Here is a 23,531-nt window from a genome sequence, read left to right as displayed (position 1 = left end):
TTAAGCCCGTTTACAGGTGGCCTGATAAAAGAAGGGATCGTCGTGTGACTCAACATCGAACTTAAGTTGCTCGATGATGTAATCACCATCTAAAGAAGGGTTAAATTTACTCTCCAGCCGTAACGTACCGCCCAGGCTGGATTCACCGTCGATAAGCCAGGTAACATCAAGTCCTTTTTCGGTGGCCTTGGGTAGCCCGACCATACCGCTATTCTGGTTGACGATTTTGATACGCCCTTTGACTGCCCTGGCTTCGTCCTTCACATACAGAACATCATCATCGATAAAGGCTTTAACGCCGCCACCATCCTGCAATCGCTCGACCTGTTTCAGCTTTGAGCCACAAAAATACCAGTTAGCGATATTTTTATCCGTGGCCTGAAAATCCAGACGTACACCGCAGTCCCGCGCAACCCCTGCGGATATCTCACTCAGCTTACTCATCGCGCCGGAGGACGTTGCCACAATATCCCGCGCACTGCCGTTACCCGTTTTTGCTTTCAGCGTTAGCGTCACGTCAGGCGGGCTGGAGGGTTCAGCACTGACAATATCCCCCACGAAAAGGCGAAATACGCCGGTACTCACCCGCCCGGCTTCCAGTATAAGCCGGGAGGGCTGCTTGCTTTTGTTATACGGGCTGGTTTCCGTCAACAACATATTGCGGGTGGTCGCATTCAGGCCATCAATGCTGACCGTGCATTCATTCTGCAACGGATTCGCATATTTGGTGCCGCTGGCCTTAACACGCATCCCCTCATACCACTGTATACGCCCGCTGACTTCGACCCCTACCCTGATCCGCCTTAAATCAATCATCCGGCCCCCAGAACACCAGGCTTTGCGTTTTGCCAAATGCCTCATACCAGGGCAGAGCATCGCGTTCTGTGATAAACGCAAAATTACCGGCTGAGGCCAGATGGTAATAAGGTATTAAGGGTGCATCTGTTATCGCCCTGGTTGCCAGCATGACCACCTCATCATTGCGGCGAATATCACACACCATCATATTTCGCGCGACCTTGATCGTCAGATCCCAGCGGTTATCATTAATGGTCATTTGCAGGCGCTGGTTTGGCACCGGGTTTAACGGTATTTCACGCATCGTGCGTTATCCTCCCAATACCCTGACCAGAACTGATTTTTTCCGATCTTCGGATACCGATTTTGTCTGTGCGCCGCCCCTTTTAACGGTACTGGATTGTGAGGGCTTCTGAACTTTTTTGGGCGGTAGCTCGCCGTATTCGGGTGTCACACTTCGCCACTCGGTGAACCGTAAAGACAACTGGATAGCATCGGCCATCTCCGCGGTCTCATCGTGGTAGAAATTGACCAGCAGCATGGGCCGGTAGGTTTTGACTCTGGTCTGAATACCTACCAACTTGTTCTGTTCCCAGGCTTGTTGCATCAGGCCAAAAGCATTTTTAAGCTCACCGGATAAAATCAGATCCATGCCAATTTCCACGGCCTGCACAACAACATGATCGCTACGGGTTTCCCCTGACTCGACCTGAAAAGTGGTGGCCTTGTGCTCGTCGCGGATAGTGATTTTTATCGGGCTGGCGGTTTCAAACAGCGTGGTAAAACTATCGGTATCGAAGATTTTTACGTCAGTGATCATATTGCCAGCCCCGTTTGCGTTTGCTGCCCCAAATCCTGCAACTGCTCCTGCAATGCGTCTTTCATGCCCGCCGCCATGCCTTTCGCATCGGTTGCCTTGGTTTCAACCTTCACTTCCCCAATATTCAGGGTGGTTTCATTCTTCACGCTGGAACGATTGCTAATCGCCTGGCTGGTCACGGGGTTGAGGGGGTGATTATTCGCCGCTGCAATTTGGGCTTTTCCAAGACCTACCCTATTTTGTATATCCTGCAATGGCGAGGGACGTTCAGCTTCGGGAATACGGTGCGTCACTTCCCCCTCAGCGCTGATTTTGCGCTCTATGGTGAGTTCTTTTTCATCATCAGCACCGAACCAGCCCGCAACGACTGACCAGCCTTTCTGGATTGTATCCAGACCGCCGCAAATCCCGCCAATCACCTTCTGCACCTGCTCCCACATCCAGGTAAATATGCCGACAACGGCATCCGCCACGTTATCGAAGACGCCCCCGAACTGTGCTCCCCATTTAACCAGACTTTTTATTGAGTCCGGCAACCAGTCAATAAACTGGTTCAGGGCGTTATTCATGGTGTTGTAAGCGTCCACCACCACATCAGCAACGAATTTAGCGGCACCTGAAAGGTACTCAAACAGGGATTTGAATGCCTCCCACAGCGTCATAACGACCTGTTTAAGTTCAGGATAGGCATCAAGGATTCGCCCGATCATCGAATCATTACCGTCGATAAAATTCATGATGTCGTCGTAAACCAGTGCGAACGCGGCGGCCAGCGCCGCAATGATGGCGATAATAGCGAGTATTGGCCAGGTTGCCGCCAGCGTGGCGCTAGCTGCGGCAAGCATCGGAGGAACGTAGTACGCGGCGACCGCCACACCAACTGCGAGGAAAAAACCGACGATCAGGTTCTTATTTTCCCGGCAAAAACCAACAAATTTACTTAAGAATTCCATGCCCTTAGTCAGGTAAGGCAACACCATTTCGAGGAAGCTGTTTTTTAACAGGCCGGATGATTGCCTGAACCCCTGCATGGCCTGGTTAAAGCGCCTGGACTGTTCGATACTCTCTTTGGTAATGCCAGAGTATGCTTTTTGCAGCCCCATCATGCGCTGCATCTCATGACGGCCTTTCATCATCAACTCAATCGTTTTGTCGTCCGTCACCCCCAGGTTTGCAAGGTGCGCTTTGGCTTTGTCAAAGTTCATCCCCTTTACTTTATCTGCTGTAGCAAGAATTTCTTCCATCGAGTCCGTGGTGCCACCAAAGGCTTTTGCCATTGCCGACAAATCAGCCTGAGCGCTTTCCCTCGCGCCCCCCAGTTCGGCAACCGAACCCGCGAAAGCATCGACATCCGCCGTCGCCACGTTTATCTTTTTACCCAGCTTATCAAGCGCCTCTACTTCTTCCGCGCGTGAAACAGACTCGCTGAAGATGGACGATACCCCCAACAATTCGCCGAGTACCCCAAGCGTTTTTTGGGCTAATGCGGCAACGCTGGTTTCCGTGCCGCTGGCAAAATCACTGACGCTTTTTGCCGCTTTATCGGCTTCATGCTGCGCCCGTTTCATACCATCAATAATATCGTCGGTAGAACGCCGGACATTTTTAAACGCCGCGTCGGCCTGCCGGGTGTCGAATTCAAACACCTGCACAAAGGTATCTAACAGAGACATTATCGGTTTCCTGCGGCGGCAAGCGCCTCGTTATAGCGGTTGGTCACAGCGATTTCCCACAGGTCCATCGCCTCTTCCAGGTCTATTGAGGTTTTGAGTTCGGTGAAGCTGGCGAGTTTTTCTGAGATGATGACTGCAAAGAATCCATCAGCGTTTTTATAATCGACGGGAGTGAATCGCTGATTTTGCCAAGCCAGTAAGGCAGGAAACCTGTGCTCCCGGCGTTGCCGAAAAAACTGGTGTTGTACCTCAGCATGGAGAGTTCAAGGCGGATCAGCGCTTCACCGTCCGGTACATGGTTATCAATCAGCGTCTGGGTTTTCAGGCAGATTTCCGCACCATCCCGCACGACGGCGACATGAGCCATCATTTTTAACATGGCCTCTTTGCTGATTTCGTAGTCGCCAATTTTAGGTGCGTTTGACAGCGGATATTTTGCCAGGATTTCACGCCCCAACGTGGCGGGCAGGCGGCCGATCACAAAGGTGTGCATCTCACCATCAACATCTTTAATTTCAATATCTTTCGGCTTAATGAGCATAATGCCCCCAATAAAAAAGGCGGGATGTTCCCGCCTGATAGTTAACGAACGCGCGTACTGTCAAAGTCCTGGAACACAAAGGTATAAGCCTTTGATTTAAGACGCCCACCGCTGGCAGCAGAGTTACCGCGACTACCGTTGGTGATTTTTCCGTTTCGCGCGGTAGTGGTCGCGCCGTCACCGTAGGACGCCACCAGCGTAATAATATCTCCGGCGTGTCTGCGGCCACGTTTGGCCGTGTTGGCTTCCAGCAGGATCGCCAGATTCTGATCTTCTTCACTCCCCGGTAGCACGTTTATCGTCACGGTCTGCGGGGTGGGTGTTGACCAGGACACCAGATTGCCGTTGATATCCATGCCGGTCTGGGCGATATCGACAGCAGGCAGATCGAACGGATCGGCATCATCGGCGAAAGCCGTTACCAGTATTCCTGCCGGAAAGGTTTGGCTTGCCTGAACCAACAGGCTGAGACCGGTTGCAGATACATCATTCATCATTTATTCCTTATACCAGGTTGTGCGAGCCTTCGACCTTACGTACCCAGTCGCCTTTACCGTAAATCAGTACGTATTTCATCACGTATTCCGGCAAGCCGGATGGCCCGGTACTTTCAACAATCTGCGCGTTGTACCAGTAGCCCTTGTCCTGAATATCGTGCCACGCTAAATCGTCACCAGACGCATCGGCCACCGCGAGTTTCTGCACATCCGAAAGCGTCTTACCGGGCAGGATGGTGCCGTTATTCACCGCTTTGGTCACGGCTCCGGCAATAATCATCATTGCCCTGGCCTCGCCATCGCGGTTTGCAGGTACGCCGCGCGTCGCCAGCAATAATGAAAACCATTGCTGTGCAATGTAGGCTTTTAGCCACTGCTCATTGGCATGAACGCTCATGTCCAGCGGTGCGGTACCCGGCCCGCACAGAAAACCACGCTGGTAAAACGCAATATGTGAACCTGCCACCGCCGTTTCGCCGTAATAGTTGACGCGTAACTTATCCAGTTTGTCGGCATCCAGATCGGCGGTTACCTGTGCCGGGAACGTCACGCCAAACTGACGAAACATATAGTTGGTGGTGGCGTTTGTACGGTCATAGTCCGTTGCCGCCATAACCGCCATTGGTAACGCCTGAACATAAAAATTATCCTCGGTTTTCAGGTTCAGCGCCGTTGACGCCGTGCCTGTCAACGCCGCGCTAAAATCCTCCGCATCCGTTGCGGAAATATTCAGATGTAGCTGGTATTTCACGTTTTCACCTGCCACATGACTCGCCAGGGCAACGGCCTGTTCGAGCGTCAGCGGATCAATAAAAGTCGCACTGCCGAACGAATCCGAGATTTTCTCTGCCGCCATAAAGGCTTCTAGCGGGGTTTGTGCGGTATTTCCGGGCAGGGCTTGTCCGCAAGATAAACCGATTGCATCCGCCAGAGCGGACGGTTCCACGTTGATGTTTGCTCGCTCTGGCACACCGCCACCGAGTTCAAACGAGCTGCTGATAGCGATAAAGGTCACTCTGGCAGAAGCGAAAGCGGGTTCAGATTCAGCGTTTAGCTTTTGCTGTACGGTCGAGGCAACATCGGCGTAGGACCTGGCCTTAGAAAGATCGATTTCGGTGAGTTCTTTACGAATATTACCGATAGTCACCGCAAGTGTTCCGGTGGTGATCGCCTTCAACTCATCCAGACTGGCCGCATCGCCTCCCGAAAGAGTCGGCGCCCGGCCGGTTGGTACGTAAGGCGCGGTCTGCAATTCTCTCGGCTTATTGACGGGAGCCGGGCTGGTATAGCTGAAATATTGCCGGGCGAAATTCGCTTCGGGAGAGTCAGCCCCAAAAAACTCATCAATCTGACCGCTGGCGAATTCCAGTACATCACCGGACGGAATTTTTGCGTTTTGAGAGAATATGCGGCCCGTCAGTTTGCGCATCGGTACAGCAGCGCTGCCTGTGACCGCACTCGTAATGCTGACATAGCGTGTTTGTTTGATTGGCATGATTAAACCCTTAATTAAATGCGGTGAATATCGGGGTAAAGCGCTTTTACTGCCGTGGTGTTTGGGAATATTTCGCGGTGGAATGTGACGTTGAAATCAAACGAGGGGTTCTGTTCATAATCCCCCTGGTCATTGATAAAGTAAGGCGTTCGAATGCCGGAAGCACGTTGTACCCCCACACCCTGTTTTTTTAGCGCATCAATAAAAGGCAGTGAGTTCACTATCATTCGCACCGTGGCGGTCAGATCAGTCGCCGTGAATTCATCGGCATCCGATACCAGCCCCTGAACCTGCAACGTTTTTTCCACCAGCTGAGTTTCTTTGTGATTCGTATCAGTGCGAGCAACATGATAGTTTCGCGCCTGCCATCCGTGGCCTGCCTCGTTGATGGGAAAGAACATAACAAAGCTATCTTCCCTCCCCTGCTTTGTTGACTGAAAACCGGCAACAACAGGTATCGAAAGCCCCGCATCATTCATTTGCGCCAGCATCTGGTGCCGGATGGCAATGTAAACCTCGTTATCCGTCATAGTTTCCAGCCTTAATACTAAGAACAGACTTCCAGCCGTCCTGCGCGTACCAGTCTGCATCGCCGGTCACGTCATAGCGCTTGCCGTTGAACACCAGAGAATCCGGTGCATCACCCCGCTGGATGGCGTGAATATCGTGCGAAGTGTAGAGCCGCCGATAAACTTTGTCGGTCACCAGCCCCATCCCCTGTACATCCTGCGTATCCACAGCCTGCCAACTACCCGTGACCGACTCGGGCGGATGGTACTGCGCTACCCATTTGCCAAAGTCGTCTAACGTGCGCGACTTAAACCGATACCAGAGTGCCGTCTGCTGTGGGATCACCCGTGCGGCCACGTTGTAAAGTTTGCCAAACATTATTTGCCCTCCACGGCATAAGTGACCGTCTGCAACATCTGCCCGCTATCCACCAGCGGTTTTGATAAGGCTCTACCTTTGCTGTGTCTTCTGGCTCTGCCCCGGATGGTGGATGTATGCAGCGGAGGCGTAGTCAGGGTACGGATGGCATTCTGCACATCCCCCGCTGCTTTGGTTCCGATTTGATTCAACCCATCGTTAAGCGTGATACTGCCTGCAACAGCAGCATTGACGGCTTGCGAGATAAGTTTTTTATAACCAGCGGCGTTCTCTGCCATTGCCGGACGCAGGAAAGGCCGGGGCGGGATGCCGCCAGCCGGGTGCCCAAGTTCCTGAATGGCCGCAACATAAGCAATCGGCGTACCGTCCGGGTATTTGCCGTGCTCAAAAAATCCGATCTGCAACTGCTTTTTGTTCAGTTCATCGTAGACCGCTTTCAGCCTGGTAAAATGACTCATCGTCTTAGCCTCCCGCGCATCGGAAACCGGCCACCCACGCTACGAAAGGCGGCACGTTCTCCCATGCCACCGATATAGCGCGGTACACTACAGCGTTTAATCAACGCCAGATATTGCTGGCCGAATGGCGTCAGATTGTACCAGTATGACCAGTTTGAACTCGTCGGCGGGGCGGCAAATGATACGCTCACTTTATCGATCGTGGCGCTTTTCACCGCCCCTGAAGGAGATTCTCCGCTTGCCGCCATCTGGCGCAACATCAACATATGTGCAACCATCAGCATCCACAGTTCACTGGTGCAGATCCCCTGACATTCCAAGAAATAACAGGTCGCTGATTTGGCGATGATAACAAGGTCATCAGCAGGCACATCGTTAAACTGCGGGTAAAGAACACGAAATGCTTCGAGGGGAAAGGTGCCAGCATCCATAATCATTTCCCTTTTTTGTTGTTTTTCAAAACCTCTTTATTTTCGGCTTCAAGAGATTCAGGCGTATCTGGCGCTGACAGGTCGCTGGCTTCCATATTGGTTGCCATTTTTTCGGGATCGGCTTTTATTTCTTCAACCGCGATAAAACCGTTTTTTTCATGTAGCTGAAAAACATGATTCTTTCTAAGCAGGACGTACTGCTCGTCGGTAATATCGGTAACACGACCACGCGGGGTGTACATTTGCCTGGTCATGATATTGGCTTTTCCGGCAATAAATACCGTTCCACCCGCTTCCAGTGCGTAATTCTGGTCATTGGAAAGCGTGGAATAAACGTAGATAGACATGGGTAATCCTTGAAGATTAAGCCCTCAAATTGAGGGCTGTTATCAGAGACCGTTCAGGCGGGTTATCGCCCAAGGGCGGGTGGCAATGACACCAGCAGTGGCGTTGGTGGCATCTTCCAGATAGCCTTTGATCTGATTCTCAGACCCCAGCAACTGGTATTTCACTGGCACAACCTGCAAGATAGTTGCGCGGGTTGCGGTAGAACCGTCATCCACGCTACCGGCAAACATATAGGCAATATTTGCCCCGCCATTCGCACCTTTGAATTCAGGTGAAAAGACCTGGCGCATATTGGGATAGTTGTTGTTGATCCACTCTTTGACGGTTTCACCTTTGGCGACCGGATTAGCTTTATTCAGCGCCGACCGGAAACCCAGCGGAAGCGTCAGCGTGACAGGCATATCATCGCGGATGATGCCACCAGAGTTCGTTTCGAGACGTGAGAACATATCGGTAATGTCCTTCGTAATCTCATCGAAGGTGGCCGTCAGCCAGGGCTTGGTTGCAGTTTCATAAGCCGGGAGGTTCGGATCGTTTAACAACCCAAAAACACGGGTCGTCGGGCTGTTAAAACCCTGATAGCCGACTCGCTCACGCCCCTGCTTTAGTGACTCAGTAGCCGTGTTGCGTTTTTCTGCTGCCGCCTCGAAACCCGCCGCCGATTTCTCTATCTCCCGGCGGATTCACACCATTGGTTAAGCGTAGCCACCTGACCGGCACAAATTGATAAAGCGGTTTGCAGTGCCCGCGCATGGCTACCAATGTCGCCCCAGGTATCGCCTTGTAACGTTGGTATTTCACAGGGTTTGAATACCGACTCTGGGGGCAGCAGAACGATTGGCGCTGGCGGCGTTGGTATCCTTTGCGCGCAAGAGGTCAAGCACAACGCCAGGAGCAGCGCGGCGGGCGCACTCGTCGTTTTTAATAGCATCCTCATATTTCCTTTGGTAGATTTCGCCCCGCTGGCGCAGCTGCTGCTCTCTCCGTTGCTGTTCGGACATCAGCTTACGGTTTCGGGCGCCCTGTTCCTGCATGGTGGCGATCAGTCCAGCCTGCTGCGCCAGCGTCTTCTGCTGTTCTGAAACCTGCTGGCGTGCCAGCTCCAGCCGGTGTGACAATAACGCGCTGTAGCCGCCGAGGCAGATTGACGCTACCAGCAGGAGCAGCAATCCCCCGCCGATCAATTTTGAAATCCAGCCATTCATGTCAGTGCCTGGCGCGCACGCTCGAATCGTTCTTGCCGATCCGCCAGCCCATTTTTGCCGCCGTTGATCAGCCGTGTTACCCTCTCTATATCGCCGGGGTACTTGCTGCAATTCCGGGATTGCCAGAACCAGCCGGCGGAACGCATGGCGTTTTCATCTTTTTCAAGCAGTTCAGGAACCAGCAGCAAATCGGTTTTAATGCCAGCGCCGCAAGTTCGATAATTTTCCAGTCCGGTTACCTGAATCAGACCTCGCCCGCGATATTTCCAACCATCTCCGGTTGATTTGTTACCAAGACGGCTACCATAGACCAGATTAGCGATCGCCGCCTGGCGGTTTAATGGCACCTCCGTTTCGCCGCGCTGGCGGCCCAGCATTTTGCCTTGTTCCGGCGTTAAGCGTTTTCCAAACGTGGATTGCAGAGCGGCCACGCTGTAATTGAAGGATTCAGCAGTCGCAGTGAATCCGTTCGATTCATGCCCTGCCTGGGCGATGAACATCGCCTGTTCCACCGGAGAAGCGATCTCGAATTCGAAAAAAGTTGCTTCCAGATGCGAAAACCAGCGCGTGGCTAATCCGGCACCAATACCGGCCGCCTCTTTAAATTGATCTTTGGTCATCGGTTATTCCTGTCGTGGGGAGCCGGTACGGTGACTGGCGATGCGGCGTAACAAATTTCCGAAATAGTCGACGCCGGCATAACCGATAAACATACTTCCGAGGCAGGCATAGGTGGAATCCCAACCAATAGCGGCCAGGCAATCTTTAATGAAATAAGCGACCATTGCGCACATAGCAGCGTCAATGAATCGCCGTGTCCAGCCCTGCTGGCCAACATAGGCGCTGCGCAGTAACGCCATCAGTGCAGCCGTAGCCGCATAACCGCCGCCCTCTTTGTGAGCGGCAAACCATGCGGTCAGTTGCGCCCACAAGTCCGGGTTTTTATCAGGCATTTTCATGTCCTCCCCCTGCCGGGGCTTGCCCGAACGTCGGGTGACAGATACGAAAAAGCCCCGACGAAAGTCGAGGCTCAGAAATGGAAAAACCCGCGCATATGGCGGGTCTATGTAATTTGGGCAGCATATATGAATTGCGCTAAATATGGCTTATTTTGTTCGGTTTTGCAATACTCATGCAGTAACTTCCTTAAAAGCACGATCTGACATCCGGTTAATGACCTTTCCCAGAGCGTTTTGATCCAGTTCGACTACCGACTGCTTTAAGCGCTGCCAGTGCTGTCCATAAATTTCGCACCACGTAGAGCGAGAAACTCCGAGTTGAGAAGCCAGCAGTGCTCCCGCATACGCCTTGTATGTGTCGTTCATACACCCGGTAGCCACCTCCTGCACCGCCAGCCACACCAGCGAGATTAGCCGCTTTTTGGTCTTCTTCAGCAAGCCTGCCGGCAAGTGCTTCTGATGCCCTTTCCAGATGGCCTCACATATCAGCGTCTGGTAGCGGAAGGTCAGATCGAAGCCGTAACAATAGCGTAGCCACGCCTGTTCATGCTCAGGCAGTGTATTAACGGCCCGACGCCAGGGTGCTGCGGCAAACTCTTCATCGTTTATCGGCGGCAGCGGGCTGCGGCGGCTTCGTGTTTCCAGGACATATAAAGCGGTATTTTCTGCTTTGACCTTCCTGATACCTCCCTGGCCGTCCTCCAAATCAATAACATGTAATGGCTTTCGGGGATTGCGTTCTTTATCGGCTGGTGGATATTCAGCAAACGCCTGCAACTGCCCTTTTGTTGACCCGGAGGTGTCCCGCAGCGCCTGCGTGAGTTCCAGACGAGCATAATTAAGCAGATTTTCGTTCATCAGATAAAGCCCTCGCGGCGCCAGATTGCTTGCGTACGTAAAACACCCTCGGCGTGCATAAGCCTTAGTTCGTCATGCGTGTAGTCAGTAGTTTTGGTTCGGCCATCAATCGCATCGTGACAGCCGTTACAGGCAATAGCCGCTTGCTGATCGTCGGGCTTGTAACCAGTTCCACAGGTTCCGGCCATCCGATAATGCGCCAGTACGCATGTCTCCGGGTTGCCGTTGCAATAACCCGGGATCCTTACCTGGCATTCCCGGCCACGCGCTTTTTTTCGCAGATCTTCAGCGGTGTAATAGCTCTCACATTTGGCGTTGTGATCGTCAGCAAACAGGTCAAGTGAGAACGGGCCAAATTTGGCGTTTATTCCCCACCAAATCGCATCTGGTGTACGCCACCGATCGCCGACTTCTTTCAATTTGTGAGGCAGGCGGTTGCGCAGTTCTTCAAGTGCCTTGCAATATGGATTGATGTTCACGCGGCGTACTCCAAAAGCTGGGCAGTAACGTTCTCTACCTCCTCCGGGGATTTAAAAGATCGGAATAGGATAAACGTCCATAAAACATTCAACACTGATTTGTAGAGTTGGTGGAATTCGATTTCGTCCATATTGGCGAAGGAAATAGACTTTAACCGACGGTTGCGGCTGCCATCCGGGTAGATGTGTTCGGTATAATACCCGGCCTGAATAGTTGCCCATTCACGGTAGGCGTCGAAGGATTTGAGCAGGGCAATATCCCCTGTCCGGGTATAAGCTGCATCGGAAAGATACTGTTCGGCCGCACCGGAAAGCGCCACGCTATGCTGTTGCCCGACCTGCCGGCACAGGAAATCGACGAACCCATTGACCAGTTTGCGTTCTTCGGGAAGAATTGCACCGCCGGTGGGGTTCCAGTACTCAAAGCCGAGCTGAAGGAGTTTAAAAAAGCGTTTGTGAAACGGATAATTGCGGACACGCTTAAAGTCTGCGTGTATCCACTCACCGAGTTTAATACGTTGCAGGAAATCGCTGGCCTCGGGCGTTGCCGGGGTCAGAATTGCCGGGCCAATCTTTTGCAGTTGTATCTGTGCCATCTGAATACTCCGGTGGCACAGTGATTTCACAGCAGGTTGTTCAGACCTGTTCAGAGATTATAGTGGATTACTGACATCATCAACAGAGGGTAATCCAGCCTTTTTACGCGCTTCGTCCATCTGCTGCAGACTGGTTATAAATTCGTCCGCTCGCAATACAAAACCGTAAACGAATTCACCCTGTTCATTTCGGTATAGCACGACAGGCCGCGTACTTTTGTTCAAATCGCGAATGAGGTGGTCCGGTATTATCATCCTTTTGCTCCAGCATATTCAGAAGATCCGTCACTTTCCTTCGCGCGTTTAAAAGTAAATTACATATCCTTAGCAGTCATTAACATCAAACATGTTTGGCTATTTTAGCTTAGTGCAGGAAATGCCCGCAGACTGTACTTAAATACGCAGAAAATCGCCATGCTGACTAAGGATTTTTAATGGTTATTATTAAATTAACTTAATGTTTATTTGCCCTGCCTTTAGAAAAGGTGAGCACTTTTTTTATCGGTCGCCAGAGGAAACTTAAATAAAGAGGCGGAAATGGGTGCCTGGGAACGCCTCAACTCAACACGGCGGTGGCGGGGATGACTCCCCGCCGGTTGCCCTTACTGGTTGGGCTCACAAGCCATAACTGCCGCAACCTCCCTGATACCATCCCGTATTCGCAGTTCGTAAAGCGAATGGCGGGTCAACAGTGTGAATGCCAGTATCGTCAGACAGACGATAACAAGGCACCAGGTAACAGAACTTTGCGGCTTCATGGCTGCTTCTCCTTGACCTTTCGGTCTGTAAGAGGCTAACCTTGCATGTGTAGAGCATACGAGGGCCTCGGGTTGATTTAACAGCTCGGGGCTTTTCTCTTTATGCTTGGTATATGCCTGAAACCCTGCCGTTCGAGTGTTGCGTGCCACTGCCCCCACAACAGCTCTGTCTCACTGTATTTATGCGCCATTATTTTTCCCTACCCTCAACACTTCAGGGGTATCAGTGGGTTTAAGCCCGCGCCCATATTCCTGTGCATCGAGTACCAGACGCGCATTGCTGATGATTTGTGTTGAGACGCCAGTGACGGCTTTTGCCCGGTGGATCTCTTCTTGCAACTCGTCCCCTTTTAGCGATTCATCACTCAGGCGTTCAATCTGTGCGAACAGATGGTTATTCAGATCAGATAATGAATTTTTCAATTTATTTTCTCTTATTATCCAATTTTTGTTGTTTATCCAGCAGCTGCTGGTATTGATCGTCGAATAAACTTAGTCGCCTGGATCTTTCATATTCGATCCGTTTACGTCTCGCCTTTTCACACTTACGTCGGTCTGCTGCCAGAGCCTGCGCCATTTCGTGAACTTTTGCTGCAATCCGCTTTTGTCCGGAAATGTTATTACCTGATGCGGGTGGTGGCAGATATTTTTCTGCCAGGGGTGTAGGAAGCAGTCCCGTTTCTAACGCACGCTGAATTTCCCGGTGCCGAAGTGCTGGATCAAAACCCTGTGAAATTCGCCAATCCGGTTTTTCCCCAACGACTGCTGCTCTGGATGTCAAACGCTCGTAGTGCTGAATGAATGCCATTCTGGCCCCTACACGGTCACGTCCTTCAAGGACTGGTAGTGCAACATGCCATGCCTGTTCCATCTCAGTAGTCCACACAACGGTGTTGGCCTCGTCTTCAGCAGCCAGGCAACGTGCCCAGGCTTCAATCGCCCCCGGATGCTGGGTCCCGTCATCCATCCGATCCAGAATATGTTTCAGGGTGAGCATGCCATAGCACTCCATACGCACCCTGGATAATGCCCGAACAATCGTTCGGAAATTATGACCGGATAAGTCTTCTGCCATCAGGAGTGCTACTCCGGGTTTTAATGCTCCTCCCATCACTTCGGCTGTAGCGCAGAGTTGCAACACAAGATTTTCTTGTTCCTGATCCGTCAACATTTCACCCCCTCTCAGCGCTACGTTTTGCCCGAAGCATAGCGATAGCCTCACCTGCTGCATCTGCATTAGCCTGGCTTTCATCCATCTGCCGGGCACGGGTTCCGGTCATCGCGACGCCCGTAGCCCACTGCGTATGTAGCCCTTCTGCATCAGCCAACAGACTGCCAACTGGATGACATTTTCGAACATAAAAACCATCGTTAAGTGAGACATAAAACTCTGCAATGCGCGGGGCTTCGCCAATGCCGACGCGACGCACGAAACTCTTGATTTGTGAATTTACCGTCTGGTTTCGTATTGGCTGGGTACCATAACGGGAAATATAAACAGAGCAGTACGACCGCCAGGTTTCGCGGCATGCTGCTTGTAATTCAGTTTCCTTCGGCTCAGAAACGCGATTTTTTGAACGCGCCGACACCGTTTTTTTCGGTGACGGGAGATCTTTAATATCTGTAGTAGTATTTGAGTAATCTATGTAAGTACTCTTTGTAAGAAAGGCGCAATCTGGCTCTATCGATGGGGTCAATTTGATCCCATCTGGAACAGAGCAATCTGAACTGCTCGATTGAGTCAATTTGATCCGATCGATTAGATACTCACTTTGATAATTTACGGTGTAATATTTTGTATGATTGCATTGGGACTTTTGCAATTTTTCAGCTATGACAACACCCAATTTTTCCAGACTGACCAACGTCCGCTTGATAGTTGGAATTGACCAAAATGGAAACTGTTTTTGCCATTCCTCATATGTGTTATATACCCACCTGCGCCCTGCATGTTCGTATCTGGCCTCTACGTCATTGAGCCAGTAATTAATCTGCTGAAGTACGATGGCTTCATTCAGACCGATTCTCTCGGCAAGCTGAGGACTTACTACTAATGGTCGAAAATTGAATAACAAACTCACGATGCCCCCGTAGGAATATTCCATTCCATGACGGAATTTCTCATTGCTATCAACGCATCGATTGCTTCACTGACCTTTCGCATAATAACTGCTGTAGGTGCACCGAGATGGACAGCATTAACGGCCTCGATACCTTCTTGCGCCGCGATAGTTGCCAGTAATGACGGGTCCCCAGGAGACTCTAGCCTGGCTCGACGTTCTGGCGGTAATGCAGCCAGCGCAGCCTGTTTTAGATCTTCGGCAACTGATGCGTAACGCGGCCCATCATATCCACGGAATATCCGCCGCAATCGCTGTACGGCATTTCTCAACCCTGCTTCGCTATCAACCTGTGGTAACAAATTACCGCGACAATTGCAGTGATAAGCAGCTGCAACGCGGATAGCCACAGTTTTCCAACCAGCCATCAATGCCCAAGCTTCCAATTCAGCAGCAACAACATCAATCGGAGGACTGATTTTCATGATTCAGTTCCTCCGTTATACTGTGCTGCATACAAATCAGCCTCATACTGCAAAGCACCATTAGTTATGGCAGCCAGTTCCATAGCACGCAGTTTAGGAATAATTCTTCCCCAACGAGTGACTGAAGGCCTGGTTACATTCGCAGCCGCAGCCAGCTTGCTTTTACTACCAAAGAATTTGATCGCATCTTCTTTGTACACTTTACGAACCCCATTTGTTAGCCATGACTAACAATATAGAAGTTAACATAAACAGAGTAAAGAAGAATTAGCATTAGCTAACTATGAAAAATTTAACCATTGGCGAACGCATCCGGAACCGCCGGAAAGAAATGAAGTTTACGCAGCGCTCTTTAGCAAAGGCGTTAAAGATCTCACATGTGTCCGTATCTCAGTGGGAAAGGGATGATAGTGAGCCTACTGGGAAAAATCTTTTTGCCTTAACTAAGATACTCCAGTGCACTCCTACGTGGGTACTTTTTGGGGATCAAAACCAATCTCCCCAGGAGCCTACTGACACCCCCTTGGAACTTGACGATAAACAGCGCGAGTTGATCGGGCTGTTTATCGCTATTACTGACTCAGAACAAGATGAGCTGCTCAACGAACTTAGAGCACGCGTAGAAAATAATAAAATTCGTCTAGAAGAACTCCTCAAAGCTCGCCAACGCGCAAGTAAAAAATAATCTTTTAGCTAACAAAGTGTTAGCTAATTATTACGCCTCAATCGTTAGCCATGACTAACATTTACTTGATCTATTCGTTAGCCTTAGCTAATTTAGTCACATCGAAACCACACAGTGATTTCACAGCAAACGTTCCGCCAGCCTGGCGATAAGGGCAAAACACCGGAGACGCGGCGATGCAAAACTATCTCAACGCAACAATGTATGTAAACAGATTTACAGGGAAGCAATATCTGGTGCAGAACGGCTACCGAGGCAAGGTTCAGCAATTCGCTCCGGGCGTGACCGTCTTCTTTGACGGCTCATGTTGCAAGGGTGGAAAACCGGTCAACAGATTTTAAAAGCCGTAAGGATTTAAATTCCTGGCTGCGCATGATGGGATTTAAAAAATAATTTAGCTAACTGTGATGACGGAGAACCGACCGCTTATAGCTAACCAGTATTTATTTTTTACGCCCTCACCAGGGAAACGGTTCTCAATGAGAACACCGAAAACGTAACCGGCAACTAAATAAAGGAGACTAACATGTACGGTACAGCATTTATGCCTCGTCATGCCGTAGTTCCGGGCACGATGATAAAGCATAAAGGAAAATATTGGCGTTCATCTGCAAATCTGGAAAAAGGGTTATATGCTTTACCCCCCCTCGGAAGTAACCAGAATAAACAGTGACACGATTGAAGTGATCCTAAATCAACGCGGCTTACCGCTTATTAACTAATTTAAGCCAAACCAGAATACATTTATGCCGTTAATCCGGCAGGTAAATCCACAATATTTTTCAGGAGAAAATATGGAAACCATAAATATTATAAATCTTCGCTTATTCACCATTAATAGCGAACTGACATTATTCAACTGTGAAAATTCAATTACCGGATTAATTCACACCGCTCGATCATACATGACCATCGTCTTGGATGGTGGCTACGTTCTCGGTCAGTTTGGTTGTGTTCACGCCGCGTTTGATGAGCTAACTGGCGTACATATTCAACTGCACGAAGCCGAGAAAGAAAGCGGCACCTACGAAGATTATAAGAAAAACAGGGTTAGCATCGTATTTCATTAAGCGCTATCAGCCCCATTCGCGCGGGGCGTTTATCAGCATAAGCATTTATTCAGTGCTTACCTGATAAATGAGGAGTCATGAATTGGATATTACTCTCGCGTTCAAAAAACTATCACTGACAAACGGTGATGAAATCACGCTAAGCATCGCACCCAGCGCAATGGAAAAAATGATATTTGAATTAATTGCCAGTGGTTATCTCACTACCGAGGAAATGGCTACCTACGTAATCAGTCAAATAAAGAATTGCGACAAAAGAAACCTTCCGTACGTATTACCTGCAAACGTACTGAATAATTTAAATGAAACTTATCAAAGCGTAAATAACGGAGATTGAAATGTCTAAATTTACCGGCTGTTGGTTCCCGCATGAACAAGCCATTGAAGAAAATGGCGCACTGCGTATCGCTCATCATTTTGAAGCGGCAAATGAGAAACAGGCTCGGGCAAAAGCGACTTTGCTGTTTATGGAAGAATTCCCGGATGCGGACGATTCTTTGTTCGAACTTCGCCTCTACCCGCACGCACCTGATGTTCCCCGCCCCGCTACTGAATGGGATGAAACATTTTTATTCGATCACGAGTGGAATGATGAACTCGGCCATCCGGTATTGAAAGAGCAGCCTAAACCTGTTGAGTTTCACAAATTATCTCAATCTCTCCGGGTGGCAGTTCTGCTTAAATTTCATACAACGGAAATTACACATACCCAATTGTCGGTTGCTATGGCCATAGAACAAGATGGGTCAGGTTTCGAACGCCACATTATAGACGCGATATCTAAGACACCAGCGGTCATTTCTATGTATCCAGAACGCATACTGGACGCTATCGACTACATACGTAATAACTGCGCCACGACAAAGAAATGGCCAGAGATCAAAGCCGTGCTGGCAGGCTGGGTTAAGCAATGTGAGCAAACCCGCAAAGGCGGTGCCGGTGGCGAAGATTCCATCGACGAATATGAAGTTATCCCGCGCCCCTACGAGCACACCCATAAAACTCTCGATATTGAGATAGCCATTGCCCTCTGGGCGGGTGATGTGAATCCAAATGCTCCGCTCGCCTCGGTAACTCGCTGGGCCAACGGCATCATTAAAGACGATCGCGAAGACTGGAAACGCTGGTCAATGCAATTGCGAACCCAGCCAAACATTCTCGCATACGACCGTCCGACAATCTTCGGCGTCGTCCGCAACGCACCTGCACCAGAAACCTGTAAATTTCCAGAATCACATGGTCGTTACATCGCCGGATACCTGGCTGAACACGGAAAAATGGAGGGTCATACAGATGAAAGCCAACAAAACACGGCGGCATCAACTCGCGTACTGGAACATCAACCGGCAGAAGCTCATACAGTGGAACCGCAACAGCCTGATCATGCGACAGCAACGCGGCCGATGGAAACTGCGGCATCGGTAGAACGTACCGGGCCTTTCTATTACAGAACCCCGGAAGGAGAAGTAAGCCGCGCCAATAAACTGGCGAAACTCGAAACCGTGCTGGATCAGGGGTGCGAAGAAATCACCAAAGAGGAATACCTGTCCCTCAAAGATGCGCCCACGGTGCAGCAGCAAGCCAGCGGCGAAGAGCCAACAATTAATAACCCCGGCAATGGACGCTTCACCGTTGACGGTCTGGATGCTGGCCAGACTCAAATAAGTGCTCAAAGCGCCTCAAATGAAGTCGGAAAAACGCAAGAGGCTCAGGCGCAACGCCAATCCCCTGCTTTCCAGTCCATCGGTGCCGCGCTGGAGAAAGACCTCGCGGAGAAAGGCGACAACCTGAAAATCTGGCGCAGCGTCATGCGCACGGACCCTCGCTATACCAAAGACCTGGCGGGTGCGGGGTTTGAGGGTACCAGCATTAATGCCGAATACATGATTATGCGCGCCACCGAGATCTTCGGCCCCATCGGCACCGGCTGGGGCTTTGAGGTGATGGAAGACCGCATGATCCCCGGCGCCCCTTTGAGCGAAGCCATCTGTGACGATAATAAATTTGTCGGTAATCGCATATTGCGAGACGCAGATGGCACGCTGATCACCGAGCTAAACCACAGCATAAAAATCGGATTCTGGTACCTGACAGATACCGGCACCGCCGAGCGCTTCGAAGCCTATGGCGCGACTAAATACCTGTACAAAACCAAACATGGCATTACTTGCGATGGTGAAGCACAAAAAAAATCACTCACCGACGCCATCAAAAAAGCGCTTTCCCTACTGGGCTTCTCCGCTGATGTGTGGCTGGGGCTGTACGACCAGGCCGAATACAAGCAGGAAAACGCCATTGAGTTCGATATTCGTAATGCCAGCGATAAGGCCGAGGACGTCACGCGTATCCGCAAAGAGCTGGATGAAAAATTCAAGCAGAACACCAACAGCATGCGCTCCGCCGTCACGCCTAACGAAATATCGGGTATCGCCTCATCCCTCACCCGCGTGATGGGCGTTCACCTCAAAGCTGCGCGTGATAAGGCCGACCGTGAATACGCCAAATACCTTGAGGGCCGTCTGCGCCGCCTCGACGAAGTTAAATCCGAATGCCTCGCCAAATTGCAGGAGAAAGCAGCATGAGCAACCGTACCATCGACCTCGCTTCAGACATGAGCAAACTGGAGTCTCTTGCCGCTGATGGCGGGGATCTCACCCCTGAAATGATTGCCGATACCCTGGAAGGTATCGAAGCAATGCTGGAAGACAAATTCGACGCAACCATGCGCGTCATCCGCGATTTCGATGCAAAAGCGGAAGCCTGTAAAAAAGAAGCGGCGCGGGTTAGTGAGCGGAAAAAACATTGGGAACGTCAGGCCTGTGCGCTCAAAAGCTACCTGCTGCAATGCCTCCAGATCAGCGAACGCACCACCTTTAAAACCACGCTCAACACCTTCACGGCCCGCAAAGGCGGCGTAAGCCTGAAAATCGATAACGTGGATTTGTTGCCCGATGAATTTGTTGAGTCGCATACCGAAGTGGTCACCACGACAAAAAACGACGAACTGAAAAAAGCATTACAGGAGCTGGCCACAAAAATTGAAGCGGCCAGGGCTGCCGGCGAAGAACCAGCACCGGAATGGCTCCACTCGATCCCCGGCGCTCATCTTGAGACGGGATCGCCCACTTTGCAGGTGCGTTAACCCGGATGCGGCCAACGATGGCCGCTTACTGAGACAGAGATATGAGCGGTGAATTCAACAGCCTTTTGTTCGCCAGAAGAACAGAACCCGATGACTTTAAAGACCATACCAAAGCAATCATCTGGCATATGCGGAACGGTTACCGGCGGCACCACGGAATAGTTGAGCAGCTCCCGCTTTTATAGCCAGCCAGATGGGGCATGAGAATGCAGAGAGGGTTTATACGGTGTATTCTGCATGGATAGATGCCCTCGATGGCGATCAGATAGAGTTCCTGAATCAGCGCATCAGTGGATATAATGCCCCATAGCGCCCCTGCGTGTTAATGCGGTGTAATTAAGTTGCTGATTTTAAGGTAATAATCAATGAGGAAGCTGTTTGTTCAGTTTTACCTGCTGCTGTTTGTCTGTTTTCTGGTGATGGCGATGCTGGTCGGGTTGGTTTACAAATTTACCGCCGAGCGCGCCGGGCGTGAATCGATGAATGATTTGATGAAAAGCTCGCTGTATCTGATGCGCAGCGAGCTGCGTGAAATCCCGCCGCGCGACTGGAACAAAACCGTCGATAATCTCGACCTTAACCTGTCGTTTAAGCTGCACATTGAGCCGATGAGCAAATATCAGCTTGACCCGAATACCTTACGTCGGCTGCGTTCCGGAGAGATCGTTGTACTGGATGATGAATACACCTTTCTGCAACATATTCCGCGCAGCCACTATGTGCTGGCAGTGGGGCCTATCCCTTACCTGTTCTTCCTGCATGAAATGCGCATTCTTGATATTGCGCTGCTGGCATTTATCGGCATCTCCCTTGCCTTTCCGGTATTCATCTGGATGCGCCCGCACTGGCAGGACATGCTGAAACTGGAAAACGCCGCACAGCGGCTGGGCCAGGGGCATCTGGATGAGCGAATACATTTCGACAGCGCTTCCAGTTTGTTACGCCTTGGCGTGGCGTTTAACCAGATGGCGGATAATATCAACACGCTGGTTGCCAGTAAGAAGCAGCTGATTGACGGTATCGCCCACGAGCTGCGTACTCCACTGGTGCGCCTGCGCTACCGACTGGAGATGAGCGATAACCTGACAGATGCGGAGTTGGCGGCGTTGAATCGCGATATAGGCCAGCTGGAATCGCTGATTGAAGATCTGCTCACCTTTGCCCGTCTTGACCGACCCGAGGTTAAACTGAACCTGCAAAGCCTCGATCTCGCCCAGTGGTTGCAGGAGCGTTTACACGATATCCGCACGGTAAACCCGCAATATGAGATTGAGCTGGGTACGCCGCAGCGCGAAAACAGAGGCATCGCGGATACCCGGCTCATGGAGCGCGTGCTGGATAATCTGGTTAACAACGCTTTGCGCTATGCCGACAAACGTCTGCGTGTGGGGCTATGGTTTGACGGCAACACGGCCTGTATTCAGGTTGAAGACGACGGGCCGGGCATCCCGCTTGATGAACGCGAACGGGTTTTCGAACCCTTTGTCCGGCTTGACCCCAGTCGTGACCGCGCCACCGGAGGCTGCGGCCTCGGCCTGGCGATTGTCCACTCGATTGCTCAGGCTTTCGGCGGCTATGTCACTATTGACAGTAGCCCACTCGGCGGTGCCAGCATCCGTTTTTGCTGGCCTGCCGCGCTTAACTAACTTTTAAGGAACGCTATGTCTTCTGCTTACGCTAATCTGACCCGTACTTTCCAGCGTCTATCCCGTTTCGCACATTTGTCTGCGATTGCCGGATGGGACATGCAAACCACGATGCCCGCCGGAGGAAGCCCCGCGCGCGGTGCAGCCCTTGCCGAGATGAGCGTACTGCGCCATGAAATCCTGACGGCCAGACAGGTGGGAGAATGGTTGCAGCAGGCACAACAAGAAAATCTGGATGACGTGGAGCAGGCTAACCTGTATGAAATGCAGCGCGCATGGCGGCAAGCCTCGCTGTTACCTGCTTCGCTGGTCGAAGCAAAGTCCATTGCCGGGTCGCGCTGCGAGCATGCCTGGCGTCAGCAACGGCCGGCGAATGACTGGCAGGGTTTCGCCGCTAATCTGAAAGAGGTGGTCAAACTAAGCCGTGAAGAGGCGGAAATCCGTTCTCAGGCCAATGGATGCACAGGCTACGATGCCCTGCTGGACATTTTCGAGCCAGGTATGACCAGTGCGCAACTGGATAAAACCTTTGGCGACCTCAAACAGTGGCTACCCAATCTGCTTCAGCAAATTGTTGATCGGCAGGCGAATGAAAGCGTAGTCCGCCCTTCCGGCCCGTTCCCGCAGGCCAGCCAGCAGCAGCTTGGGCTGGCAATCATGCAGCAGCTGGGTTTTGATTTTCATGCCGGTCGCCTGGATATCAGCGCCCACCCGTTTTGCGGCGGCGTGCCGCAGGATGTGCGCATCACCACCCGCTATAACGAAGCAGAATTTATCAGTGCCATGATGGGGGTGATCCACGAGACCGGTCATGCGCGTTATGAGCAAAACCTGCCGCAGCAGTGGGCCGATCAGCCTGTGGCTCTGGCACGCTCTACGGCTATCCACGAATCACAAAGCCTGTTTTTCGAAAAGCAACTGGGCCGCAGTGTGGAGTTCCTTAGCCTGATCCATCCGCAGGTCATCAGGCACCTTGGCGAGCGACCAGGGATGAGTATCGATAACTTTACTGCCCTTAATCTGCGTGTTAAGCCGGGTCTTATCCGCGTCGATGCTGATGAAGTCAGCTATCCTGCCCATGTTATTCTACGCTATGAAATCGAACGGGCGCTGATTGCCGGAGAAATAGAAGTCGACGATATTCCATCGCTGTGGGATGAGAAAATGCTCACCCTGCTGGGTCTGGATTCGCGCGGCAACTATCGTGACGGCTGCATGCAGGATATTCACTGGACCGACGGTGCCTTCGGTTATTTCCCAACTTATACGCTGGGCGCGATGTATGCCGCGCAGCTGTTCCAGACGTTGAAACGCGCTATCCCCCAGGTGGCTGAAAATATTCGTAGCGGCGATTTGCAGCCGGTGTTTGACTGGTTACAGCAGAATATCTGGCAGCATGGAAGCCGTTTCAGTACCCGTCAGCTGATTGAAAATGCCACCGGGGAAGATCTTAATGCCGGTTATTTCCGTCAGCACCTGGAACAGCGTTACCTGAAATAGTGGCACCGGGAAACCAGTTAGCTGACTTCAATCAGATGCACATAGCCTGTTAAAGGGCTATGTGCTGCTCAGGCTGAATGACTGTTCCTGTACCAATCCAGCCAGCACGCTGCCGTGTCTGGCAGGTAAAAATTGTTAA

General features: G+C 51.2%; 33 protein-coding genes and 3 pseudogenes. 8 read left to right on the top strand and 28 right to left on the bottom strand.

Going from position 1 to position 23,531, the window contains the following annotated elements; translation table 11 throughout:
• The 28 genes and pseudogenes from EPYR_RS08930 to EPYR_RS08810 form a co-directional block, all read right to left on the bottom strand.
• Complete coding sequence (locus EPYR_RS08930; RefSeq protein WP_012668079.1) at nucleotides 1-816, bottom strand: baseplate hub protein; 816 nt, start codon at nucleotides 814-816, stop codon at nucleotides 1-3.
• Nucleotides 809-1,102 carry a phage baseplate plug family protein gene (locus EPYR_RS08925; protein ID WP_012668078.1) on the bottom strand — a complete coding sequence of 98 codons (294 nt, stop codon included), beginning with the start codon at nucleotides 1,100-1,102 and terminating at the stop codon, nucleotides 809-811. The genes EPYR_RS08930 and EPYR_RS08925 overlap by 8 nt, the downstream gene beginning before the upstream one ends.
• 6 nt (nucleotides 1,103-1,108) lie before the next feature.
• A complete protein-coding gene (locus EPYR_RS08920; RefSeq protein WP_012668077.1) occupies nucleotides 1,109-1,618 on the bottom strand; it encodes a phage baseplate protein in 510 nt (169 codons plus the stop codon).
• Nucleotides 1,615-3,291 (bottom strand): hypothetical protein, encoded by a 1,677-nt coding sequence (locus EPYR_RS08915; protein WP_012668076.1) that lies wholly within the window; start codon nucleotides 3,289-3,291, stop codon nucleotides 1,615-1,617. The genes EPYR_RS08920 and EPYR_RS08915 overlap by 4 nt, the downstream gene beginning before the upstream one ends.
• Before the next feature lie 82 nt (nucleotides 3,292-3,373).
• On the bottom strand, nucleotides 3,374-3,832 hold the full coding sequence (locus tag EPYR_RS08910) for a hypothetical protein (protein WP_012668075.1): 459 nt from the start codon (nucleotides 3,830-3,832) through the stop codon (nucleotides 3,374-3,376).
• Between the two features lie 41 nt (nucleotides 3,833-3,873).
• Nucleotides 3,874-4,326 carry a phage tail fiber protein gene (locus EPYR_RS08905; RefSeq protein ID WP_012668074.1) on the bottom strand — a complete coding sequence of 151 codons (453 nt, stop codon included), beginning with the start codon at nucleotides 4,324-4,326 and terminating at the stop codon, nucleotides 3,874-3,876.
• Nucleotides 4,327-4,336: 10 nt separating this feature from the next.
• A complete protein-coding gene (locus EPYR_RS08900; protein WP_012668073.1) occupies nucleotides 4,337-5,824 on the bottom strand; it encodes a DUF3383 domain-containing protein in 1,488 nt (495 codons plus the stop codon).
• Between the two features lie 14 nt (nucleotides 5,825-5,838).
• On the bottom strand, nucleotides 5,839-6,354 hold the full coding sequence (locus EPYR_RS08895) for a phage gateway protein (protein WP_012668072.1): 516 nt from the start codon (nucleotides 6,352-6,354) through the stop codon (nucleotides 5,839-5,841).
• Entirely contained in the window at nucleotides 6,344-6,712 is a 369-nt protein-coding gene (locus EPYR_RS08890) for a phage collar protein (RefSeq protein WP_012668071.1), read from the bottom strand. The genes EPYR_RS08895 and EPYR_RS08890 overlap by 11 nt, the downstream gene beginning before the upstream one ends.
• Nucleotides 6,712-7,170, bottom strand: a complete 459-nt coding sequence (locus tag EPYR_RS08885; RefSeq protein WP_012668070.1) for a hypothetical protein — start codon at nucleotides 7,168-7,170, stop codon at nucleotides 6,712-6,714. Before EPYR_RS08885 ends, EPYR_RS08890 begins: the two co-directional genes overlap by 1 nt.
• Nucleotides 7,167-7,607, bottom strand: a complete 441-nt coding sequence (locus EPYR_RS08880; protein ID WP_014538898.1) for a DUF4054 domain-containing protein — start codon at nucleotides 7,605-7,607, stop codon at nucleotides 7,167-7,169. The genes EPYR_RS08885 and EPYR_RS08880 overlap by 4 nt, the downstream gene beginning before the upstream one ends.
• Nucleotides 7,604-7,948: a hypothetical protein gene (locus EPYR_RS08875; protein WP_012668068.1), complete on the bottom strand. Its 345-nt coding sequence runs from the start codon at nucleotides 7,946-7,948 to the stop codon at nucleotides 7,604-7,606. Before EPYR_RS08875 ends, EPYR_RS08880 begins: the two co-directional genes overlap by 4 nt.
• A 42-nt stretch (nucleotides 7,949-7,990) precedes the next feature.
• The gene (locus EPYR_RS08870; RefSeq protein WP_226060754.1) at nucleotides 7,991-8,620 is read right to left on the bottom strand and encodes a major capsid family protein; all 630 of its coding nucleotides are present in this window, start codon (nucleotides 8,618-8,620) and stop codon (nucleotides 7,991-7,993) included.
• A complete protein-coding gene (gene lysC, locus EPYR_RS21630; RefSeq protein ID WP_071819812.1) occupies nucleotides 8,617-8,829 on the bottom strand; it encodes an Rz1-like lysis system protein LysC in 213 nt (70 codons plus the stop codon). The genes EPYR_RS08870 and lysC overlap by 4 nt, the downstream gene beginning before the upstream one ends.
• Entirely contained in the window at nucleotides 8,747-9,154 is a 408-nt protein-coding gene (locus EPYR_RS08865) for a DUF2570 family protein (protein WP_012668066.1), read from the bottom strand. Before EPYR_RS08865 ends, lysC begins: the two co-directional genes overlap by 83 nt.
• Nucleotides 9,151-9,774, bottom strand: coding sequence for a glycoside hydrolase family 19 protein (locus EPYR_RS08860; protein WP_012668065.1), 624 nt, complete (start codon nucleotides 9,772-9,774; stop codon nucleotides 9,151-9,153). The genes EPYR_RS08865 and EPYR_RS08860 overlap by 4 nt, the downstream gene beginning before the upstream one ends.
• 3 nt (nucleotides 9,775-9,777) lie before the next feature.
• Entirely contained in the window at nucleotides 9,778-10,113 is a 336-nt protein-coding gene (locus EPYR_RS08855; protein ID WP_012668064.1) for a phage holin, lambda family, read from the bottom strand.
• Nucleotides 10,114-10,284: 171 nt separating this feature from the next.
• The gene (locus EPYR_RS08850) at nucleotides 10,285-10,971 is read right to left on the bottom strand and encodes a bacteriophage antitermination protein Q (protein ID WP_012668063.1); all 687 of its coding nucleotides are present in this window, start codon (nucleotides 10,969-10,971) and stop codon (nucleotides 10,285-10,287) included.
• Entirely contained in the window at nucleotides 10,971-11,252 is a 282-nt protein-coding gene (locus EPYR_RS08845) for a DUF1364 domain-containing protein (protein WP_259817556.1), read from the bottom strand. Before EPYR_RS08845 ends, EPYR_RS08850 begins: the two co-directional genes overlap by 1 nt.
• Nucleotides 11,253-11,264: 12 nt before the next feature.
• A pseudogene (locus EPYR_RS21055) lies at nucleotides 11,265-11,450 on the bottom strand (DNA N-6-adenine-methyltransferase); the annotation flags it as partial.
• On the bottom strand, nucleotides 11,447-12,046 hold the full coding sequence (locus EPYR_RS08840; protein WP_012668061.1) for a DUF1367 family protein: 600 nt from the start codon (nucleotides 12,044-12,046) through the stop codon (nucleotides 11,447-11,449). The gene EPYR_RS08840 and the pseudogene EPYR_RS21055, both read right to left, overlap by 4 nt.
• A gap of 602 nt (nucleotides 12,047-12,648) precedes the next feature.
• Nucleotides 12,649-12,786: pseudogene (locus tag EPYR_RS19165) on the bottom strand (type I toxin-antitoxin system Hok family toxin); the annotation flags it as partial.
• Nucleotides 12,725-12,862: pseudogene (locus EPYR_RS21520) on the bottom strand (hypothetical protein); the annotation flags it as partial. The pseudogenes EPYR_RS21520 and EPYR_RS19165, both read right to left, overlap by 62 nt.
• Nucleotides 12,863-12,984: 122 nt before the next feature.
• Nucleotides 12,985-13,227, bottom strand: coding sequence for a hypothetical protein (locus EPYR_RS08830; RefSeq protein WP_012668058.1), 243 nt, complete (start codon nucleotides 13,225-13,227; stop codon nucleotides 12,985-12,987).
• Between the two features lies 1 nt (nucleotide 13,228).
• On the bottom strand, nucleotides 13,229-13,975 hold the full coding sequence (locus EPYR_RS08825; protein WP_012668057.1) for a hypothetical protein: 747 nt from the start codon (nucleotides 13,973-13,975) through the stop codon (nucleotides 13,229-13,231).
• 1 nt (nucleotide 13,976) lies between these two features.
• Nucleotides 13,977-14,885 carry a hypothetical protein gene (locus EPYR_RS08820; protein WP_012668056.1) on the bottom strand — a complete coding sequence of 303 codons (909 nt, stop codon included), beginning with the start codon at nucleotides 14,883-14,885 and terminating at the stop codon, nucleotides 13,977-13,979.
• Nucleotides 14,882-15,349: a toxin YdaT domain-containing protein gene (locus tag EPYR_RS08815; protein WP_012668055.1), complete on the bottom strand. Its 468-nt coding sequence runs from the start codon at nucleotides 15,347-15,349 to the stop codon at nucleotides 14,882-14,884. Before EPYR_RS08815 ends, EPYR_RS08820 begins: the two co-directional genes overlap by 4 nt.
• Nucleotides 15,346-15,549 (bottom strand): Cro/CI family transcriptional regulator, encoded by a 204-nt coding sequence (locus EPYR_RS08810; RefSeq protein ID WP_012668054.1) that lies wholly within the window; start codon nucleotides 15,547-15,549, stop codon nucleotides 15,346-15,348. Before EPYR_RS08810 ends, EPYR_RS08815 begins: the two co-directional genes overlap by 4 nt.
• Before the next feature lie 83 nt (nucleotides 15,550-15,632).
• Here EPYR_RS08810 and EPYR_RS08805 point away from each other — a divergent pair, with 83 nt between their 5' ends.
• From EPYR_RS08805 to EPYR_RS08775, 8 genes are all read left to right on the top strand, one after another.
• Nucleotides 15,633-16,034: a helix-turn-helix domain-containing protein gene (locus EPYR_RS08805; RefSeq protein ID WP_012668053.1), complete on the top strand. Its 402-nt coding sequence runs from the start codon at nucleotides 15,633-15,635 to the stop codon at nucleotides 16,032-16,034.
• A gap of 176 nt (nucleotides 16,035-16,210) precedes the next feature.
• Nucleotides 16,211-16,375 carry a hypothetical protein gene (locus EPYR_RS19970; protein WP_012668052.1) on the top strand — a complete coding sequence of 55 codons (165 nt, stop codon included), beginning with the start codon at nucleotides 16,211-16,213 and terminating at the stop codon, nucleotides 16,373-16,375.
• A gap of 453 nt (nucleotides 16,376-16,828) precedes the next feature.
• The gene (locus tag EPYR_RS08800; RefSeq protein ID WP_012668051.1) at nucleotides 16,829-17,104 is read left to right on the top strand and encodes a hypothetical protein; all 276 of its coding nucleotides are present in this window, start codon (nucleotides 16,829-16,831) and stop codon (nucleotides 17,102-17,104) included.
• An 82-nt stretch (nucleotides 17,105-17,186) separates the two neighbouring features.
• A complete protein-coding gene (locus EPYR_RS08795; protein WP_012668050.1) occupies nucleotides 17,187-17,441 on the top strand; it encodes a hypothetical protein in 255 nt (84 codons plus the stop codon).
• Nucleotide 17,442: 1 nt separating this feature from the next.
• Entirely contained in the window at nucleotides 17,443-19,686 is a 2,244-nt protein-coding gene (locus tag EPYR_RS08790; protein ID WP_012668049.1) for an exonuclease family protein, read from the top strand.
• On the top strand, nucleotides 19,683-20,246 hold the full coding sequence (locus EPYR_RS08785) for a siphovirus Gp157 family protein (RefSeq protein WP_012668048.1): 564 nt from the start codon (nucleotides 19,683-19,685) through the stop codon (nucleotides 20,244-20,246). The genes EPYR_RS08790 and EPYR_RS08785 overlap by 4 nt, the downstream gene beginning before the upstream one ends.
• A gap of 365 nt (nucleotides 20,247-20,611) precedes the next feature.
• On the top strand, nucleotides 20,612-21,892 hold the full coding sequence (gene rstB, locus EPYR_RS08780) for a two-component system sensor histidine kinase RstB (protein WP_012668047.1): 1,281 nt from the start codon (nucleotides 20,612-20,614) through the stop codon (nucleotides 21,890-21,892).
• A 15-nt stretch (nucleotides 21,893-21,907) separates the two neighbouring features.
• Nucleotides 21,908-23,392 carry a carboxypeptidase M32 gene (locus EPYR_RS08775; RefSeq protein ID WP_012668046.1) on the top strand — a complete coding sequence of 495 codons (1,485 nt, stop codon included), beginning with the start codon at nucleotides 21,908-21,910 and terminating at the stop codon, nucleotides 23,390-23,392.
• The last annotated feature ends 139 nt before the right edge of the window (nucleotides 23,393-23,531 follow it).

Origin of the sequence: Erwinia pyrifoliae DSM 12163 (assembly GCF_000026985.1) — a bacterium.
In the GTDB taxonomy this organism is placed as follows: domain Bacteria; phylum Pseudomonadota; class Gammaproteobacteria; order Enterobacterales; family Enterobacteriaceae; genus Erwinia; species Erwinia pyrifoliae.
Note: the sequence above shows the minus strand (reverse complement) of the source record. Positions and strands in the feature narration are given on the sequence as shown.

Coding starts and splice junctions, on each gene's coding strand:
- EPYR_RS08930 (WP_012668079.1), bottom strand. CDS start 816: ATGATTGATTTAAGGCGGATCAGGGTAGGGGTCGAAGTCAGCGGGCGT.
- EPYR_RS08925 (WP_012668078.1), bottom strand. CDS start 1,102: ATGCGTGAAATACCGTTAAACCCGGTGCCAAACCAGCGCCTGCAAATG.
- EPYR_RS08920 (WP_012668077.1), bottom strand. CDS start 1,618: ATGATCACTGACGTAAAAATCTTCGATACCGATAGTTTTACCACGCTG.
- EPYR_RS08915 (WP_012668076.1), bottom strand. CDS start 3,291: ATGTCTCTGTTAGATACCTTTGTGCAGGTGTTTGAATTCGACACCCGG.
- EPYR_RS08910 (WP_012668075.1), bottom strand. CDS start 3,832: ATGCTCATTAAGCCGAAAGATATTGAAATTAAAGATGTTGATGGTGAG.
- EPYR_RS08905 (WP_012668074.1), bottom strand. CDS start 4,326: ATGAATGATGTATCTGCAACCGGTCTCAGCCTGTTGGTTCAGGCAAGC.
- EPYR_RS08900 (WP_012668073.1), bottom strand. CDS start 5,824: ATGCCAATCAAACAAACACGCTATGTCAGCATTACGAGTGCGGTCACA.
- EPYR_RS08895 (WP_012668072.1), bottom strand. CDS start 6,354: ATGACGGATAACGAGGTTTACATTGCCATCCGGCACCAGATGCTGGCG.
- EPYR_RS08890 (WP_012668071.1), bottom strand. CDS start 6,712: ATGTTTGGCAAACTTTACAACGTGGCCGCACGGGTGATCCCACAGCAG.
- EPYR_RS08885 (WP_012668070.1), bottom strand. CDS start 7,170: ATGAGTCATTTTACCAGGCTGAAAGCGGTCTACGATGAACTGAACAAA.
- EPYR_RS08880 (WP_014538898.1), bottom strand. CDS start 7,607: ATGATTATGGATGCTGGCACCTTTCCCCTCGAAGCATTTCGTGTTCTT.
- EPYR_RS08875 (WP_012668068.1), bottom strand. CDS start 7,948: ATGTCTATCTACGTTTATTCCACGCTTTCCAATGACCAGAATTACGCA.
- EPYR_RS08865 (WP_012668066.1), bottom strand. CDS start 9,154: ATGAATGGCTGGATTTCAAAATTGATCGGCGGGGGATTGCTGCTCCTG.
- EPYR_RS08860 (WP_012668065.1), bottom strand. CDS start 9,774: ATGACCAAAGATCAATTTAAAGAGGCGGCCGGTATTGGTGCCGGATTA.
- EPYR_RS08855 (WP_012668064.1), bottom strand. CDS start 10,113: ATGAAAATGCCTGATAAAAACCCGGACTTGTGGGCGCAACTGACCGCA.
- EPYR_RS08850 (WP_012668063.1), bottom strand. CDS start 10,971: ATGAACGAAAATCTGCTTAATTATGCTCGTCTGGAACTCACGCAGGCG.
- EPYR_RS08840 (WP_012668061.1), bottom strand. CDS start 12,046: ATGGCACAGATACAACTGCAAAAGATTGGCCCGGCAATTCTGACCCCG.
- EPYR_RS08825 (WP_012668057.1), bottom strand. CDS start 13,975: ATGTTGACGGATCAGGAACAAGAAAATCTTGTGTTGCAACTCTGCGCT.
- EPYR_RS08815 (WP_012668055.1), bottom strand. CDS start 15,349: ATGAAAATCAGTCCTCCGATTGATGTTGTTGCTGCTGAATTGGAAGCT.
- EPYR_RS08805 (WP_012668053.1), top strand. CDS start 15,633: ATGAAAAATTTAACCATTGGCGAACGCATCCGGAACCGCCGGAAAGAA.
- EPYR_RS19970 (WP_012668052.1), top strand. CDS start 16,211: ATGCAAAACTATCTCAACGCAACAATGTATGTAAACAGATTTACAGGG.
- EPYR_RS08800 (WP_012668051.1), top strand. CDS start 16,829: ATGGAAACCATAAATATTATAAATCTTCGCTTATTCACCATTAATAGC.
- EPYR_RS08790 (WP_012668049.1), top strand. CDS start 17,443: ATGTCTAAATTTACCGGCTGTTGGTTCCCGCATGAACAAGCCATTGAA.
- EPYR_RS08785 (WP_012668048.1), top strand. CDS start 19,683: ATGAGCAACCGTACCATCGACCTCGCTTCAGACATGAGCAAACTGGAG.
- rstB (WP_012668047.1), top strand. CDS start 20,612: ATGAGGAAGCTGTTTGTTCAGTTTTACCTGCTGCTGTTTGTCTGTTTT.
- EPYR_RS08775 (WP_012668046.1), top strand. CDS start 21,908: ATGTCTTCTGCTTACGCTAATCTGACCCGTACTTTCCAGCGTCTATCC.